This is a genomic window from Streptomyces triticirhizae, from assembly GCF_003696235.1.
GTDB lineage: Bacteria > Actinomycetota > Actinomycetes > Streptomycetales > Streptomycetaceae > Streptomyces > Streptomyces triticirhizae.
Map to the genome: position 1 here is coordinate 22461 of NZ_RFFJ01000039.1, position 15442 is coordinate 37902.

Below are 15442 nucleotides of genomic sequence, written 5' to 3' on the forward strand. Positions count from 1 at the left end.
GGATCTTCGTTCCTAAGGAGCAGAACGCACGGGGTCCCCGGGAAGTTGCTCCGCCGGGCCGCCGGTTGACTCGGGCGCGGCCGACTCCCGCAGCCCGAACCGGTCGTGCGCCCGGCGCAGCGGGGCCGGCGACCACCACATCGCCCGGCCGCCCAGCTTCATCGCGGCCGGCAGCAGCGCGCCCCTGATCAGCGTCGCGTCCACCAGCACGGCGAGCGGCAGGCCCACGCCCAGCGCCTGCACAAAGGTGATCTCCGAGATCAGGAACGCCAGGAACACCACCGAGAGCGCCACGGCCGCCGCCGTCACGATCCGGCCGACCCGTTCCAGCCCGACCGCGACCGCCGTGGTCGGATCGCCGGCCGCCTCGTACTCCTCGCGGATGCGGGAGAGGAGGAAGACCTGGTAGTCCATGCCCAGGCCGAACGCGCAGGCGAAGAGCAGCACGGGAACGGTGGACACCACCTCGCCGGTGACCGTGAAGCCCAACAGGCCGGAGAGATGGCCGTCCTGGAAGCCCCACACCAGCACCCCGAACGCGGCCGTCAGCCCCAGCCCGCTCAGCAGCATCGCCACGAACGGCAGCAGCACGCTGCCGGTCAGCAGGAACAGCAGCACCACCATCGCCGCCAGCAGCGTCAGCCCGGCGACCGGCAGCCGGTCCAGGATGCTGGCGTTGGAGTCAACGGCCACCGCCACCCGGCCGCCCACCAGCGCCTCGCCGGGCGCGTCCACCGCGCGGGTCGCGTCCACCAGGTCCTCCAGCGCGCGGTTGCCCACCGGCTCGGGCACCACCGTCAACGCCGTTCCGCCGCCGTCGCCCGCGACCAGCCCCTCGTGCGCGGGGCCCGGCGGGGCCACGAGCGCGCCCCCGGCGTAGCTGCCGGTCGGCGCGTCCACCCGCGCCACGTCGTCCAGCGCGGACAACGAGGAGGCGTAGGCGTCGAGTTGGTCGCCGTTGCCGTCCGGCGGCAGCGCGGGGAGCACCACCGAGACCGCGTCGGACTCGCCCGCGTCGAAGTTCGCCCGCAGCTCCTCGGCGACCTGCCGCCCCGCCGAGGACTCCGGCAGCGCCCGCTCGTCGGCGCTGCCCAGCCGGATGTTCAGGAACGGGGCCCCGAGGACCAGCAACAGCAGCGTGCCCAGGGTGGCCACCGGCACCGCCCTGCGCATCACCACGGAGGCCAGCCGGTGCCAGAAGCCGTGTTCCACCGGGGTGTTGGCGCGGTCGCGCAGCAGCCGGCCGGCGTTGGCGCGGCGGCCCAGCACGGCCAGCAGCACCGGCAGCACGGTCAGCGTCACCGCCGCCGCCAGCAGCGAGACGGCGATCCCGGCGTAGGCCATCGACCGCAGCGCCAGCGCGGGGAACCACGCCAGGCTGGCCAGCGTGACCGCGACCGTCACCGCCGAGAAGATCACCGTCCGCCCGGCCGAGAGCATCATCAGCCGGATCGCCTCGGCCGGCTCCCGGCCGTGGGCCAGCTCCTCGCGGTACCGGTTGACCATCAACAGGCTGTAGTCCACGGCCAGTCCGAGGCCCAGCACGGTGACCACGTTCACCGCCAGCACCGACAGGTCCGTCACCCCGGCCAGGACCCACAGCAGGCCCAGCGTCAGCAGGATCGTCACCAGGCCGACCACCAGCGGCAGCGCGGCCGCCAGCAGGCTGCCGAAGACCGCGACCAGCACCACCAGCAGCAGCGGGAACGCCAGCAACTCGCCGCGCACCGCGTCGCGTTCGCTGAGTTCGCTCAACTCCTGGTTGATCACCGCCGAGCCGCCGAACTCGACCTCCAGCGTGCCGTCCCCGGACGCGCCCTCGTAGGTGGGCTCCAGCTCGGCCAGCCGCTCCCCGGCCTCCGTCTCGTCGCCCTCGATCGCCGCCAGCACCAGCGCGGCGCGGCCGTCCTCGGCGCGCAGGCCGGGGGCGTTGCCGGTCTCCCAGTAGGAGAGCACTTCGGTCACGCCGTTCTCGGCGGCCAGCCGCCGGCCGAGCGCCGTGCCCGCCTCGGCCACCGCCGGGTCGTCCACGCCGCGCTCGGCGCGCACCAGCAGCACCAGGTTGAGGTCGTCGCGCCCGAAGCGTTCCTCCAACGCCTCGGCCGCCAGGCTCGACTCGGCGCCCGGGTCGTCGAACCCGCCGCCCTTCAACCGGTCGAACAGCACCCCGCCCGTGCCCGCCCCCGCGAGCGCCAGCACCACCGCCACCAGCAGTACGGCCCGCCGCCGCCTCAGCAGCGTCGCGCCCAGTCGTCCCAACATCCCAGCTCCCGCTCCGCCGTGGTCGTTTCCCTCACGACGCGACAACCGGGTCGGGTTGTGACACCGAACGACCGCCCGCGCCCGAATGAGACCGGGATCACGTTCACCGGCTGAGGGCGCGGCGCGTCAACGAGAGTCAACGACCTGCCCGTTTCGCCCCGTTGAGGCGGCGCGGGCCCGGCGGGACAATGAACGAAGGCCACCGGAGGGGGCTGAGCGCGGCGTCACGGGACGACGCACCGCGCGCCGGCGGTTCCTCAGCCCTACCCTGGAGCAGCCCCCCATGGACAGACACGTCCGCCTCCCCCGGCCCGCCGTGGCCGCAGCCGCCCTTGTCGCCCTGGTCGGCGCCCTGTTGCTGACCCTGGTCGCCAGCCCGGCCCGCGCCGCCGAGGCGCGGGCCGAACCGGCCGAAGCGGTCGCAACGGCCGCCGAGCCGACCCGGATCATGGCGCTCGGCGACTCCATCACCGGCTCACCCGGCTGCTGGCGCGCCCTGCTCTGGCAGGACATGCGGGCCGCCGGCTACACCGATGTCGACTTCGTCGGCTCCCGCGCCCCCGACGGCTGCGGCTTCCCCTACGACGGCGAACACGAGGGCCACGGCGGCATCCTGGCCACCGGCATCGTCCGCGACAACCTGCTGCCCGGCTGGATGGCCAACGCCAACCCCGACGTGGTGATGATGACCCTCGGCACCAACGACGTCTGGAGCGGCCTGCCGACGGCGACCATCCTGGACGCCTACACCACCATGATCGGCCAGATGCGCGCCCACAACCCGGACGTCCAGGTGCTGGTCGCGCAGATCCTGCCCATGAACCCGAACGGCTGCGGCGACTGCGGGAACCGCGTCGTCGAACTGAACGCCGCCATCCCCGGCTGGGCGGCGGGCCTGACCACCCCCGAGTCGCCGCTGACCGTGGTCGACCTGTGGACCGGCTTCGACACCGCCACCGACACCTCGGACGGCGTCCACCCCAACGACTCCGGCATCCGCAAGATGGCCGACACCTGGTTCCCGGCCCTGACCGGCGTCCTCGACGGCCTGCCGGGAGCGGCGGCCTGAACGGGGCGACGGCCTGACACCCGTCGAGTGGGTTCCCCTGGGCCGGCGGCTGAAATGGCCGCCGGCCCAGGGGCCATTCGTCTGCTGCTTGATCAGGCCGTGCCGCGAAGCGGACCGAAACGGGACGGCGTTCTGTGGTTCCCCTCGTCCTCGTGCCAAGCACAGTTGCCGGCCGCCACATATCCTTCTCCGTCATTGATGAGATAGAGGTTCCGACGCCTGATGTCGTCCGGCGAAGCGTAGGCGGCGGCCTGCTCCGGCGTCGTTTCAGAGAGCAGCAACGAGGCGAAGGAGTCTCGTACTCTCATCACGGTCACGTCGGAGAAGGCAACGTCAATGCGCGTAGGGTGTTCCTGCGTGGGCGTGCTCCTCAGCAGCAGTACAGAATGGCTGACCGAGTACTGCCACACCTGGAACTTCCGCTGCCATCCGACGAGTTCGCGCATGTTCAACTCCGGGGTCTTGGCCATGAAGTGGGTTCCGGGACGGACACCTGCTGCCCATTCTCGTAGAATGTGATGCTGTCCCACGGCCTGTACTCTCTACGGACCGATTCACCGACACCCTCTCTGTCAGCCGCGCGGCCGAGCCAGTCGGTGGCGCCCCCGAGAGCGGACTGGGCGGAGGCCAGATCGGCCTGCGCGTTGATCGCGCGATCCAGCGCGCGGTCGGCCATGCCCTGCGCGGTCTGCAACCTCGGCCAGTAGGCGTGGAGAGCCTGGGCGCAGAGGGAGTACGAGTCCTCGAGCTTGGTCAGGTTGCCTGGCACGTCGTCGAACTCGCGGCGGAAGGCGTCCGCCGACAGACCCGCCCAGTCCAGCATGGCCCGCTCGCCTGCCATGCCACGGATCGTTCCCAAGGCCTCGCCGACATCGTCGGCGAACTCCTGTAACTGGTCGGCGAGTTCACGGACCTCGTCCGGATCGCCGGGAGTCGGGTCCCGATCCATGTCCACCGGCGACCAGTCAGACGGACGCGCCACGATCCCCCAAGGTCGTGCTCCCCAGAACCGACCCCGAACGCTTCCGACAGGATGCGCCGGATGGCAACGCGTCACCGCGAGGCGCGACAGGGGGCGGATCGCCGCTCGGTGGTGCCCGGTGTGTGGTTCACCATCCCCGCATACCATCGGCGGGTTCGAGGGGGGCGGCACGAGCGACGGAGGTAGGGACATGCGGTACACGCGACTCGGGGCGACCGGGCTTGAGGTGTCGGTGGTCTGTCTGGGCTGCATGAGCTTCGGGGTGCCCGAACGCGGCGCGCATCCCTGGTCGTTGGACGAGGAGACCAGCCGGCCGCTGATCCGGCAGGCCATCGAGGCCGGGATCACGTTCTTCGACACGGCCAACGTCTACTCCGACGGCACCAGCGAGGAGATCACCGGCCGCGCGCTGGCGGACTTCGCCCGCCGGGACGAGGTGGTCATCGCGACCAAGGTCTTCGGCCGGACGCGCCCCGGGCCCAACGGCGCCGGCCTGTCGCGGAAGGCGATCCTCAGCGAGATCGACCACAGCCTGCGCCGGCTGGGCACCGACCACGTCGACCTGTACCAGATCCACCGCTTCGACCCCGACACCCCGATCGAGGAGACCATGGAGGCCCTCCACGACGTGGTGAAGGCCGGCAAGGCCCGTTATATCGGTGCTTCCTCCATGTGGGCCTGGCAGTTCGCCAAGGCGCAGCAGGTCGCGGAGCGGAACGGCTGGACGCGGTTCGTGTCCATGCAGAACCACTACAACCTCATCTACCGCGAGGAGGAACGCGAGATGCTGCCGCTCTGCGCCGACCAGGGCGTGGGCGTCATCCCGTGGTCCCCACTCGCGCGCGGCCGCCTGACCCGCCCCTGGGACGAGGCCACCGCCCGGTCGGCGACGGACGAGTTCGGGGCGACGCTCTACCAGCCGGACGACCGGCTGATCGTGGAGCGGGTGCTGGAGATCGGTGAGCGGCGCGAAGTGCCGCCCGCGCGCGTCGCGTTGGCCTGGCTGCTGGCCAACCCGACCGTCACCGCGCCGATCGTCGGCGCCACCGCCGCCCGCCACATCGAGGACGCCGTCGCGGCGACGGAGCTGACGCTCACGGAGGAGGAGATCGCGCGGCTGGAGGAGCCGTACACGCCGCACGCGGTGGCCGGGTTCAAGTAGGCGCGGGGGGCGGGGAGTTCCGGAACCGGGAAGGGTGGGTTGACACCCCAATGGTCCAGACCTACGTTCGGCGCACCGACCCAATGTTCAAGTGACCGCCTTGAGTTCACAGTTATGAACCACCGGGGCGGCAAGAACACCTCAGGTGCCGCCGAACTCGCGCGTCCGGTCCGTTGCCACTCCTCAGGGAGGCCCCCACATGTCCGACGAACCCGCGTCCAACAGACCCCCACGCACCCCCCGCGCCCGCCGGGGCTCGTTTCCCAAGGTCATCGGGCTCCTCGCCCTGGTGGGCGCGGTGCTGTTCGGCCTGCTCCCGGCCGGCACCACCACCGCCGCCGAGCCCGGGTCCGAGCGCGGCAGGAGCGCCGCCTCCGACGAGGTCCGGCCGCTGGCCCCGGCCAGCTTCACCCACCCCGGGGTGCTGGTCAGCGAGCCCCAACTGGACTTTGTCCGGGCCCGTGTTCAGGCGGGTGAACAGCCCTGGGCCGCCGCCTTCGACCAGATGATGGCCTCGCCGTTCGCCGACCAGAACCGCCAGCCCACTCCCCGCGCGGTCGTCGAGTGCGGGTCCTACTCCAACCCCAACCACGGCTGCACCGACGAGCGCGAGGACGCCATCGCCGCGTACACCAACGCGCTGGCCTGGTACCTCACCCAGGACGCGCGGTACGCCGAGAAGGCCATCCAGCTGATGGACGCCTGGTCGGCCGTGATCACCGACCACACCAACAGCAACGCCCCGCTCCAGACCGGCTGGGCCGGCGCCTCCTGGGCCAGGGCCGCCGAGCTGATCAAGCACACCTACGGCGACTGGCCGGGCGCCGGCGCCTTCGCCAACATGCTGCGGAACGTCTATCTGCCGGAGATCATCGGCGGCTCGAACAGCAACGGCAACTGGGAGCTGACCATGATGGAGGCGGCCGTCGGCATCGCCGTCTTCCTCGACGACGCGGGCGTCTACGACCAGGCGATGAACCGCTTCCTCAACCGGGTGCCGGCGTTCGTCTACCTGGAGTCGGACGGCGAGCTGCCGCGCACCGTGCCCGGCAGCGGCCTGGACACCCCGCAGGAGATCATCAACTACTGGCACGGGCAGAGCACCTTCGTCAACGGCGTCACCCAGGAGACCTGCCGGGACTTCACCCACACCGGCTACGGCCTGGCCTCCATCGCCCACGTCGCCGAGACCAGCCGCATCCAGGGCGAGGACCTCTACACCGGCCACGTCGGCGAGCGGCTGCGGCACGGCCTCGGGCTCCAGACCCGCTACGAGCGCGAGGCGCCGCCGAGCTGGCTGTGCGGCGGCGACATCACGCGCGGCCTCGGCCCGGTGACCGAGGTCGGCTTCAACGCGATGGGCAACCGGCTCGGCCACGCCATGACCAACACCCAGGCGTACACCGAGTCGACCCGCCCGCAGGGCAGCAACTGGCTCTTCGTCGCCTGGGGCACCCTCACCCACGCCAACCAGCCCAACTGACCCGCGCCTTCACCCCCGTTCCCCGTCCCCACCCCCGGTGGCCCCCCGCCGCGGCTCACATCGGCGGGGGCGGGGGCGGGGGTGCCGGCTGTGGGTCGGGGTGCGGCTTGGGGCGGTCGGGCCCGGGGGGTGCCGGCGGCTCCGGGTCGGGCGGGGGCACCGGGACCGGTCCTGGCTGCGGACCCGGGCGCGGCCCGCCGGGCCCCGGCTTCGGGTCGGGCGGCGGCGTCGGCCTGGGCGGGATCGGATCGGGCTCGGGCCCCGGCGGCGGCAACGGGTCCGGCTCGGGCCCCGGCTTGGGCGTGCTCATCGTGCGCCCTCCCTCGGCGGCGACAACAACGGACAACAACGGCGGATGGCCACGGCCACCGAGGGTGGCGCGCGGCCGGCACCTGCGAGCCCTCCGGGTGCCCGGCGCGCCCCGCCGCCAAACCGCGACACGCGACCGGAGCGCGCTGTGCGCGGTTGAACGGGTCCGGCCCGCGATGATCGAAACCGTGCCGTTCCGCCCATAAGCCTCATCAGACGGGCTCATCCGGCGGTCGGGGAACGGCGTTCCGCGCGGGAGAACGAAGGAGGGCGAACGGTGCTGGCACTCTTCGCCCTGCACGCGGCCGTCGCCGCGTTCCTCCCGTGGCTCGCGGCCCGGGCGCCGCGCGGCGTCTGGTACGTCGCCGCGCTGGTGCCGCTGGCGGCGGTCGGCTGGGCGGCCTGGCACACCGGCGCCGTCCTCGACGGCGGCACGCTGAACGAGACGCTCTCCTGGGCGCCCGCCCTCAACCTGACCGTGGAGCTGCGTCTCGACCCGCTCTCCCTGCTGATGGTCTACGTGGTCAGCGGCGTCGGCGCCCTGGTGCTGCTGTACTGCGCCCGCTACCTGCCGGGACACGGCCGGGAGGCGGCGCTGCTGCTGCTCTTCGCCGGCGTGATGTTCGGTCTTGTCACCGCCGACCAGCTGATCGCCCTCTACATCTTCTGGGAGCTGACCTCCGTCATCTCCTTCCTGCTGATCGCCGGCCGGGGCGAGGGCGCCGACCACCGCAGGGCCGCCGAGCAGGCGCTGCTCACCACGGCAGCCGGCGGGCTCGCGATGCTCTTCGGCTTCATCCTGCTGGGCATCGAGGCCGACACCTACCGGATCTCCGAACTCCTCGCGGAACCGCCCAGCGGCGGGCTGACCTGGCTGGCGGCGACGCTGATCCTGGTCGGGGCGTTCGCGAAGTCGGCGCAGGTCCCGTTCTCCGCCTGGCTGCCGGCCGCGATGGTCGCGCCAACGCCGGTCTCGGCGTATCTGCACGCGGCGGCCATGGTCAAGGCCGGCGTCTATCTGGTCGGTCGGCTGACGCCGGCCCTCGAGGGCGTCGGGCCCTGGCGCCCCGCCGTGCTGGCGTTCGGGCTGACCACGATGGTGGTCGCCGCCTGGAGCGCGCTGCGGCAGAACGACCTCAAGCTGCTGATCGCCTACGGCACGGTCAGCGAACTCGGCATGTTGATCGCCCTGTTGGGCGCCGGCACCCGCACCTCCGCGCTGGCGGGCGAGGAGATGCTGCTGGCGCACGCGGCGTTCAAGTCCTCGCTGTTCCTGACCGTCGGCGTGGTGGAGAGGACCACCGGCACCAGGGATCTGAGGCGGCTGTCCGGCCTTGGCCGTCGGCTGCCGCTGCTGACGGTCGCCGCCACCGTCTCCGCCGCCTCGATGGCGGGGCTGCCGCCGCTGATCGGTTACCTCGGCAAGGAGGCCGCCTACGACGGGCTGTGGCACGCCCCGTTCGCCGGCGGCGGCTGGGCGGTGGCCGGGCTCGCGCTCGGCTCGCTGCTGACGGTGGCCTACTCGGCGCGGTTCCTGTGGGGCGCGTTCGCCCGCAAGCCGGGCGTCCCCGACGCCGAGCCGAAGCCCGCGGCGCCGGGGCTGGTCTGGCCGATCTGCCTGCTGGCCGCCGCCGCCCCCGTGTTGGGCCTGTGGTACGAGGGCACCGCCCGGCTGGTCGAGCCCTACGCCGCGACCCGGGGGCTGCTGGCCGAGCCGGGTCACGGCTACGCCGTCACGCTCTGGCACGGCATCACCGCGCCGCTGCTCGTCTCCGCCAGCATGATCGTGCTGGGCCTGGCGGTGCACTGGGCCAGGCGCCCGGTGGCGCGCGTCGGCAGCCGGCTGCCCCGGCTGCCGGACAGCCAGCGCGGCTACGACCGGACCGTGCACGGCGTCGACCACGCCGCGACCTGGCTGACCCGGCACACCCAGGTCGGCTCGCTGCCGTTCTATCTGACGGTGCTGCTGCTGACCGTCATCCTGGTCCCCGGCGGCACCCTGCTCTCCCACCCGCCCGACTGGCCGGAGGTCGTCGGCTGGCACTCGGTGGCACAGATCCCGCTGTCCGTCGTGGTGTTGACCGCCCTGGGCGGCCTGGTCGTGGCCCGGCACCGGCTGACGGCGGTGCTGCTGGTGGGCGCGGTCGGCTACGGGGTGGCCGCGCTGTTCCTGGTGCAGGGCGCGCCGGACCTGGCGCTGACGCAGTTCCTGGTGGAGACCCTCACCGTGGTGGTCGTGGTGCTGGTGCTGCGGCGGCTGCCGTCGAACTTCACCCCGGAGCGGCCCAGCCCCAGGAGCCGCGTGCTGCGGGCCGCCGTGGCGCTGGCCGCCGGCGGCTGCGTCGCGTACTTCGCGGTCTCGGCGACGGCGGTCCGGCAGTCCCTCGAACTCTCCGACACCATCATCGAACGGGCCCCCGAGACCGGCGCCAACAACGCGGTCAACGCCCTGCTGGTCGACTTCCGCGCGCTGGACACCCTGGGCGAGATCAGCGTGCTGCTGGTGACCGCGATCGGCGCCGGCGCGCTGCTCGGCTACCGCTCCTCGCGCCGCCAGTGGCCGACCGGGCCCTCGGCCGGCAGCCGGGCCGCCCGCGCGTTCCGGGGCATCCACTGGGACGTGCCGCGCGAGCCCTGGCTGCCGGAGGCCGACGAACTGCCGCGCAGGGACCGCTCGTTGCTGCTTGAGGTGGTGGTCAGGGCGCTGTTCCCCGCCGTGCTGGTGCTCTCCGTCTATCTCCTCTTCGCCGGCCACTACCGGCCGGGCGGCGGCTTCGCCGGCGGGCTGGTCGCCGGGCAGGCGTTCACCCTGCGGTATCTGGTGGGGCGGCGGGCCGAGGCCGCGTTCCCGCTGCCGATCACGCCGCGCGCGGTGTCCGGCGGTGGCCTGGCGCTGGCCGCGCTGGTCGCGCTCGGGCCGCTGCTGTTCGGCCAACCGCCGCTCTACAGCGCGACGTTCACGCTGGGCCTGCCACTGCTGGGGGACGTCAAGATCGCCACCAACATCTTCTTCGACCTGGGCGTCTACCTGCTGGTGCTGGGCGTCTGCCTCAAGCTGCTGTTCGCCCTCGCGCAGGCCAGGGACGCCGGCGACACCCTGGTGCCCTACCACGACCGGCCTCGGAGGGTGCCGCGATGACCACCCTGGACCTGGTGATGGCCCTGGTCGTCGGCGGACTCTTCGCCGCCGGCTTCTATCTGCTGCTTGACCGTTCGCTGATGCGCATTCTGCTCGGCGTGATCGTGCTGGGCCACGCCGCCAACCTGCTGCTGCTCCTGACCGGCGGCCCGCCCGGCGTGCCGCCGGTGCTGCCGGGCGCGGGCGCGGGTGAGCGGTACGCGGACCCGCTGCCGCAGGCCATGGCGCTGACCGCGATCGTGATCACCTTCGGCATCACCACGCTGCTGCTGGCCCTGGTGCACCGCGCCTGGCAGCTCGACGGGCACGACGAGGTGCGGGACGACGTCGAGGACCGGCGGATCGGCACCGTCCAGGACCGGGAGGAGAGCGGCCCGCCGCTGCCGACCGACCGGGACCACGAACCGGGCGGGGGGTCGGGCCGGTGACCGCCTGGCTGCTGGTCGCGCCCATGCTGCTGCCCGTGCTGGCGGCCGGCGTCTCGTTCACCCTCTCCGGCAGCCGCGTCGCCCAACAGCTGCTGGGCGTCGGCGTGTTGACGCTGGTGCTGGCCGACTCGGTGGCGCTGCTGGCGATGGCGGAACGGGACGGGCCCCGGGCCGCGACGCTCGGCGGCTGGCCGGCGCCGCTGGGCATCACGCTGCTGGCCGACCGGCTGTCCGCGCTGCTGCTGATGGTCTCGGTCGCGGTGGCGCTGGCCGTGCTGGTCTTCTCCATCGGGCAGGGCTTCGCCGACTCGGGCCGCTCCTCGCCCCACGCGTTCCACCCGGCGTATCTGCTGCTGACCGGCGGGATCTGCCTGGCCTATCTCGCGGGCGACCTGTTCAACCTGTTCGTCGCCTTCGAGATGATGCTGACCTCGTCCTATGTGCTGATCACCCTGGGCGCCGGCGCCGACCGCATCCGCGCCGGGATGACCTACACCATCACCAGCCTCGCCTCCTCGCTGCTCTTCCTCACCTCCATCGCGCTGTGCTACGCCGCCGTCGGCACCGTCAACCTCGCCGACCTCAGCCGCCGGATGGACGCGGTGCCCGGCGGGATGGTGGCCGCGCTGAGCGTGCTGCTGCTGGTGGTCTTCGGCATCAAGGCGGCGGCCGTTCCGCTGCACTTCTGGCTGCCCGACAGCTATCCGACGGCGCCGGCGCCGATCACCGCCGTCTTCGCCGCGCTGCTGACCAAGGTCGGCGTCTACGCGATGGTCCGCACCCAGACGCTGCTCTTCCCGCGCGACGGGACGTGGACGCTGCTGGCGGTCGCCGCCATCGTGACACTGCTGGTCGGGGTGCTGGGCGCGGTCGCGCAGGACGACATCAACCGTCTGCTGTCGTTCGTGCTGGTCAGCCACATCGGCTTCATGCTCTTCGGCCTGGCGCTCTTCGACGTGCCAGGGCTGACCGGGACGGTGCTCTACACCGTGCACCACATCGCGGTCCAGGCCGGGCTGTTCCTGGTCGCGGGGATCGTGGTGCGGCTGGCGGGCACCGCCTCGCTGACCCGGCTGGCGCGGGCCGCGCCGCCGCCGCCGGTGGTCGCCGGGCTGTTCCTGGTGCCGGCGCTCAGCCTGGCCGGCATCCCGCCGACCTCGGGCTTCGTCGCCAAGTTCGTGCTGCTCCAGGCCGGCGGCGAACACGGCGGTGCGATCCCCGTGCTGGTCGGAGCCGCGCTGGTGACCAGCCTGCTCACGCTGTACGCGATGGCCAGGCTGTGGCGCGCGGTGTTCTCCGCCGGGCCCGAACGCCCGCCGCCGGGCCGCTACCCGGGCAACGTCCTGATCCTGGGCGCGGCCGCCGGCATCGTGCTGACCGGGCTCGGAATCGCGGTAGGGGCCGGGGAGTTGGGCCGGATCAGCGAGCGCGCCGCGCACGACCTGCTGGAACGTGACGGCTACCGCGAGGCGGTGCTGGGAGATGAGGCCGGGTGACGCGGGAAGTCCTGCTCGACGTGGTGCGCCGCCGGGCGCCCACGGTGCTGTGGCTGTGGGTGCTGTGGCTGCTGCTGTGGGGCGGGGTGCGTCCCGTGCCGCTGGTCGGCGGGCTGCTGGTGACGGTCGGGGTGGTGGCCCTCTTCGGCCTGCCGTCCGTGCGCCGGCCCCGGCTGCGCCGCCCGCTACGGCTGCTGGGCCTGATCGGCAACCTGTTGACGGAGCTGGTGACCACCTCGTTGATCGTGGCCTGGGAGGCGCTGGCGCGCGGGCCCAGGGTCTCCACCGGCATCGTGGAGGTCCCGCTGCGCACGGACAGCGAGCTTCTGATGGCCTCGACGGCGCTGCTGAGCCTGATGGTGCCGGGCTCGCTGGTGCTGGAGATGGACCGCGAGCGGCGGCTGCTCTACATCCACGCGCTGCCGCTGCGCAGCCCGGCCGACGTGGAGCGCCGCCGGGGCGAGGTCGCCGGCGTCGAACGCCGCCTGGGCCGGGTCTTCGCGGAACGCCCGCCGGCCGCCGGCACCGCAGGAACGGGAACGACCGGAACGACCGGAACGGAAGGTGGTGGCGCGTGATCGCCGTGGCCAACATCGCGCTGGCGCTGGTCAGCCTCGCCGCGCTGCTGGTGGTGGGGCGGCTGGCGGCGGGGCCCGGGGCGCTGGACCGGGTGGTGGCGCTGGACGCGCTGGTCACCCTGATCGTGGTCGGCGCGGTGCTGGGCACGTTGGCCCGCTCCGACACCACCACCGGCTATGTGCTGGTGGTCCTCGCGCTGCTGGGCTTCGTCGGGTCGATCGCCTCGTCCCGGCTGATCGAGCGCCGCGAGGACATGCGGTGAACGGGGCGGCGGGCGTTCCGGGAGGGGGTGGCCGGCCGTGGGGCTGCTCGGCGATGTGATCTCCGGCGTGCTGCTGCTGACCGGCGCGGCGTTCTGCCTGGTCAGCGGCATCGGGCTGGTGCGGTTCCCGGACACCGTCTCGCGGCTGCACGCCGCGTCCAAGGCGCAGACGTTGGGCCTGCTGCTGGTGGTGCTCGGCGCGGTGTTCCAAACCCCGCTGGGCAAGGCGCCCGCGCTGCTGCTGGTGGGCGCGTTCTCCCTGCTCACCGCGCCGGTGACCGGGCATATCGTGGCCCGGATCGCGTACCGGACGGACGCCGTGGAACGCCGCCAGGTCGTCCTCGACGAGCTGGCGGCGCGGCTGATCGACGAGCGCGGGCCCAACGGGCGGGAGGGTGACGAGCGGGGGCCCGAGGACCGCGAGCCGCCGCCGACCAGCGGGACGTGAACGCCGTCAGAGGCGGGCCGTCACAAACTGCTCGAAGCCCTGGACACACGCGCCGCAGTGGCTCTCGTGCACCACGCCCTCACACAGCTCGGGCCGGGTGCCGCCGTCCGGACGCGCCATGTGCTTGCCACACAGCGCGACGAAACTGGCCTTGGGGGTGACATGCCAGTTCCGGTGACCCTGCGCGTTCACTTCGGCTCGCATCTCATGCATCGCGGAGCATCCTCTCGGCGGTTCCTCGGGTTCTTCGACTGATGTGCCCCTGCTCCTGTGGGCCGGTCGGTGGTGCGACCACCGCTTCGCCTCGCCCAGGTGGCAACGTCCCTTAAACCGTGACATAGGTGACCAATGATCGCCTGTTGGGAGGAGTCGCCGCCCCTCCCCCGGGCGGCCGGCGGGGGAGGATGGGAGGCTCCCGGCGGGACGAGGGAAGGGGCGACCATGGGGCGCGAGGACCGTGAACAGCGCTGGTGGATCGGCGAGTTGGCGGAACACTTCGGGCTGGCGCCGCATGTGCTGCGGCACTGGGAGGAACGGGGCCTGCTCACCCCGGCGGAACGCGTCGCCGGCCGCCGGCGCTACGGGCCGGCGCAGGTCGCGACCGTCGCCATCATCGTGCGGGGCCGCGCCGCCGGGCTCGGCCTGGACCAGCTGCGCGAGCTGCTGCACGCGCCGGACGGAGCGGCGCGGCGCGCGGTGCTCGCCGAGCACCACGCGGAACTGGAACGGCGCCGCCGGGCCATCGAGGCCACCCAGGCGCTGCTGGCGCACGTGCTGGAGTGCGAGGCCGAGGACTTCCTGACCTGCCCCACCTACCGCCACCTGGCCGCCGCCCCCGCCGGCGCGGGCCCCGCCGGCGCCCGGGGCGCCGGCGGGCAACTCCCCCCGGGCACCCGCGCGGTGGCGGGCTGACCGAGCCGGCGGGGGCGGTCCGGCCCGCCGGATCACACGGGAACGGGGGCACGCCGGGGTTAACGCTTGCGTTAATATGGTGGTCGTGGCTCAATGGGAAGTGGTGCTGGTCGCCGAGGTCGCGGCATGGTTCGAACAACTGGTACGGGAGGACTGGAAGAGCGCCGCACAGTTGGAGGACGCGATCGATCTTCTGTCGCAGGCGGGGCCGACGCTGGGGCGGCCGCTGGTGGACCGGATCGCAGGAGCCGAGACCCATCATCTGAAGGAGCTGCGGCCTGGCTCGTCCGGTGCCAGCGAGATCCGCGTACTCTTCGCCTTCGACCCGGTCCGCCGAGCGGTGCTGCTGGTGGCGGGTGACAAGGCTGGTGACTGGGGACGCTGGTACCAGCGCAATATCCCGGTCGCCGAGAAGCGTTACCGGGAGCACATCACCGAGCTGGAGAGCAGGGAGTACGAATGAGCACGGTCAGCTGGGAGGAGACCAAGCGCAGGGCGCGCGAGTACCGTGAAGCCGCCGGGTTGCCCGTGCGCTCCGCGACGGAGAAGCAGGAGGCGATGGAGCGGCTTCTCGCGGAGGTGCGCGCCTATCGGCTTGCGGAGATTCGGCAGGAACAGGCCCTGACCCAGAGGGCGGTTGCCGATGCCATGGGTGTGTCCGCGCCGAGAGTGTCGGCCATCGAGAACGGCGATGTCGCGCACACCGAGGTGGTCACCCTCCGGTCCTACGTGGAAGCCCTCGGCGGTCGGCTGCGTGTCGTCGCCGATTTCGGGGACTCCGAGTTCACCGTGGCATGAGCCGCCACCTGGCCGCCGCCCCCGCCGGCGCGGGCCCCGCCGGCACCCGGGGCGCCGGCGGGCAACTCCCCCCGGGCACCCGCGCGGTGGCGGGCTGACGCGAGCGGGCGGGG

The 15442-nt window shown here is 72.8% G+C and carries 17 protein-coding genes; 12 read left to right on the forward strand and 5 right to left on the reverse strand.

All coding sequences use genetic code 11. The features are described from left to right. Positions 1 to 12 precede the first annotated feature (12 nt). Positions 13 to 2262: an MMPL family transporter gene (locus tag EBN88_RS09995; RefSeq protein WP_122183456.1), complete on the reverse strand. Its 2250-nt coding sequence runs from the start codon at positions 2260 to 2262 to the stop codon at positions 13 to 15. 283 nt (positions 2263 to 2545) lie between these two features. On the opposite strand from EBN88_RS09995, the gene EBN88_RS10000 reads away from it, so the two are divergent. Continuing rightward, entirely contained in the window at positions 2546 to 3331 is a 786-nt protein-coding gene (locus EBN88_RS10000) for an SGNH/GDSL hydrolase family protein (protein WP_122183457.1), read from the forward strand. Between the two features lie 92 nt (positions 3332 to 3423). Here EBN88_RS10000 and EBN88_RS10005 read toward each other — a convergent pair whose 3' ends face one another. Together EBN88_RS10005 and EBN88_RS10010 are read right to left on the reverse strand one after the other, a co-directional pair. Then, positions 3424 to 3801 (reverse strand): hypothetical protein, encoded by a 378-nt coding sequence (locus EBN88_RS10005; RefSeq protein ID WP_122183458.1) that lies wholly within the window; start codon positions 3799 to 3801, stop codon positions 3424 to 3426. Then, the gene (locus tag EBN88_RS10010) at positions 3780 to 4313 is read right to left on the reverse strand and encodes a WXG100 family type VII secretion target (RefSeq protein WP_147472696.1); all 534 of its coding nucleotides are present in this window, start codon (positions 4311 to 4313) and stop codon (positions 3780 to 3782) included. The genes EBN88_RS10005 and EBN88_RS10010 overlap by 22 nt, the downstream gene beginning before the upstream one ends. Before the next feature lie 190 nt (positions 4314 to 4503). Here EBN88_RS10010 and EBN88_RS10015 point away from each other — a divergent pair, with 190 nt between their 5' ends. Continuing rightward, on the forward strand, positions 4504 to 5475 hold the full coding sequence (locus tag EBN88_RS10015; RefSeq protein ID WP_122183460.1) for an aldo/keto reductase: 972 nt from the start codon (positions 4504 to 4506) through the stop codon (positions 5473 to 5475). Positions 5476 to 5674: 199 nt separating this feature from the next. Beyond that, the gene (locus EBN88_RS10020; RefSeq protein WP_122183461.1) at positions 5675 to 6958 is read left to right on the forward strand and encodes an alginate lyase family protein; all 1284 of its coding nucleotides are present in this window, start codon (positions 5675 to 5677) and stop codon (positions 6956 to 6958) included. 55 nt (positions 6959 to 7013) lie between these two features. On the opposite strand, the gene EBN88_RS30460 is transcribed toward EBN88_RS10020, so the two are convergent. Then, entirely contained in the window at positions 7014 to 7268 is a 255-nt protein-coding gene (locus EBN88_RS30460; RefSeq protein ID WP_139674539.1) for a hypothetical protein, read from the reverse strand. Positions 7269 to 7544: 276 nt separating this feature from the next. Here EBN88_RS30460 and EBN88_RS10030 point away from each other — a divergent pair, with 276 nt between their 5' ends. From EBN88_RS10030 to mnhG, 6 genes are read left to right on the forward strand one after another with little or no spacing between them, the layout of a single operon-like run. Beyond that, entirely contained in the window at positions 7545 to 10406 is a 2862-nt protein-coding gene (locus EBN88_RS10030; RefSeq protein ID WP_122183462.1) for a Na+/H+ antiporter subunit A, read from the forward strand. Next, positions 10403 to 10834 (forward strand): Na(+)/H(+) antiporter subunit C, encoded by a 432-nt coding sequence (locus EBN88_RS10035; protein WP_122183463.1) that lies wholly within the window; start codon positions 10403 to 10405, stop codon positions 10832 to 10834. Before EBN88_RS10030 ends, EBN88_RS10035 begins: the two co-directional genes overlap by 4 nt. Continuing rightward, entirely contained in the window at positions 10831 to 12330 is a 1500-nt protein-coding gene (locus tag EBN88_RS10040) for a Na+/H+ antiporter subunit D (RefSeq protein ID WP_122183464.1), read from the forward strand. The genes EBN88_RS10035 and EBN88_RS10040 overlap by 4 nt, the downstream gene beginning before the upstream one ends. Then, positions 12327 to 12908 carry a Na+/H+ antiporter subunit E gene (locus EBN88_RS10045; protein WP_122183465.1) on the forward strand — a complete coding sequence of 194 codons (582 nt, stop codon included), beginning with the start codon at positions 12327 to 12329 and terminating at the stop codon, positions 12906 to 12908. Before EBN88_RS10040 ends, EBN88_RS10045 begins: the two co-directional genes overlap by 4 nt. Next, positions 12905 to 13171 carry a monovalent cation/H+ antiporter complex subunit F gene (locus tag EBN88_RS10050; protein WP_122183466.1) on the forward strand — a complete coding sequence of 89 codons (267 nt, stop codon included), beginning with the start codon at positions 12905 to 12907 and terminating at the stop codon, positions 13169 to 13171. Before EBN88_RS10045 ends, EBN88_RS10050 begins: the two co-directional genes overlap by 4 nt. A 37-nt stretch (positions 13172 to 13208) precedes the next feature. Beyond that, positions 13209 to 13619, forward strand: coding sequence for a monovalent cation/H(+) antiporter subunit G (gene mnhG, locus EBN88_RS10055; protein WP_122183467.1), 411 nt, complete (start codon positions 13209 to 13211; stop codon positions 13617 to 13619). 6 nt (positions 13620 to 13625) lie between these two features. Here mnhG and EBN88_RS10060 read toward each other — a convergent pair whose 3' ends face one another. After that, positions 13626 to 13832, reverse strand: a complete 207-nt coding sequence (locus EBN88_RS10060; RefSeq protein WP_122183468.1) for a hypothetical protein — start codon at positions 13830 to 13832, stop codon at positions 13626 to 13628. Positions 13833 to 14060: 228 nt separating this feature from the next. Here EBN88_RS10060 and EBN88_RS10065 point away from each other — a divergent pair, with 228 nt between their 5' ends. The 3 genes from EBN88_RS10065 to EBN88_RS10075 all read left to right on the forward strand — a co-directional run bounded on the left by EBN88_RS10065 (position 14061) and on the right by EBN88_RS10075 (position 15329). Continuing rightward, positions 14061 to 14531 carry a MerR family transcriptional regulator gene (locus tag EBN88_RS10065; RefSeq protein ID WP_122183469.1) on the forward strand — a complete coding sequence of 157 codons (471 nt, stop codon included), beginning with the start codon at positions 14061 to 14063 and terminating at the stop codon, positions 14529 to 14531. Positions 14532 to 14607: 76 nt separating this feature from the next. After that, positions 14608 to 14994 carry a type II toxin-antitoxin system RelE/ParE family toxin gene (locus EBN88_RS10070; protein ID WP_122183470.1) on the forward strand — a complete coding sequence of 129 codons (387 nt, stop codon included), beginning with the start codon at positions 14608 to 14610 and terminating at the stop codon, positions 14992 to 14994. Further along, the gene (locus tag EBN88_RS10075; protein ID WP_122183471.1) at positions 14991 to 15329 is read left to right on the forward strand and encodes a helix-turn-helix domain-containing protein; all 339 of its coding nucleotides are present in this window, start codon (positions 14991 to 14993) and stop codon (positions 15327 to 15329) included. The genes EBN88_RS10070 and EBN88_RS10075 overlap by 4 nt, the downstream gene beginning before the upstream one ends. The last annotated feature ends 113 nt before the right edge of the window (positions 15330 to 15442 follow it).

Coding starts and splice junctions, on each gene's coding strand:
- EBN88_RS10070 (WP_122183470.1), top strand. CDS start 14,608: ATGGTGGTCGTGGCTCAATGGGAAGTGGTGCTGGTCGCCGAGGTCGCG.
- EBN88_RS10020 (WP_122183461.1), top strand. CDS start 5,675: ATGTCCGACGAACCCGCGTCCAACAGACCCCCACGCACCCCCCGCGCC.
- EBN88_RS10060 (WP_122183468.1), bottom strand. CDS start 13,832: ATGCATGAGATGCGAGCCGAAGTGAACGCGCAGGGTCACCGGAACTGG.
- EBN88_RS10075 (WP_122183471.1), top strand. CDS start 14,991: ATGAGCACGGTCAGCTGGGAGGAGACCAAGCGCAGGGCGCGCGAGTAC.
- EBN88_RS30460 (WP_139674539.1), bottom strand. CDS start 7,268: ATGAGCACGCCCAAGCCGGGGCCCGAGCCGGACCCGTTGCCGCCGCCG.
- EBN88_RS10035 (WP_122183463.1), top strand. CDS start 10,403: ATGACCACCCTGGACCTGGTGATGGCCCTGGTCGTCGGCGGACTCTTC.
- EBN88_RS10005 (WP_122183458.1), bottom strand. CDS start 3,801: ATGGCCAAGACCCCGGAGTTGAACATGCGCGAACTCGTCGGATGGCAG.
- EBN88_RS10015 (WP_122183460.1), top strand. CDS start 4,504: ATGCGGTACACGCGACTCGGGGCGACCGGGCTTGAGGTGTCGGTGGTC.
- EBN88_RS10000 (WP_122183457.1), top strand. CDS start 2,546: ATGGACAGACACGTCCGCCTCCCCCGGCCCGCCGTGGCCGCAGCCGCC.
- EBN88_RS10065 (WP_122183469.1), top strand. CDS start 14,061: ATGGGGCGCGAGGACCGTGAACAGCGCTGGTGGATCGGCGAGTTGGCG.
- EBN88_RS09995 (WP_122183456.1), bottom strand. CDS start 2,262: ATGTTGGGACGACTGGGCGCGACGCTGCTGAGGCGGCGGCGGGCCGTA.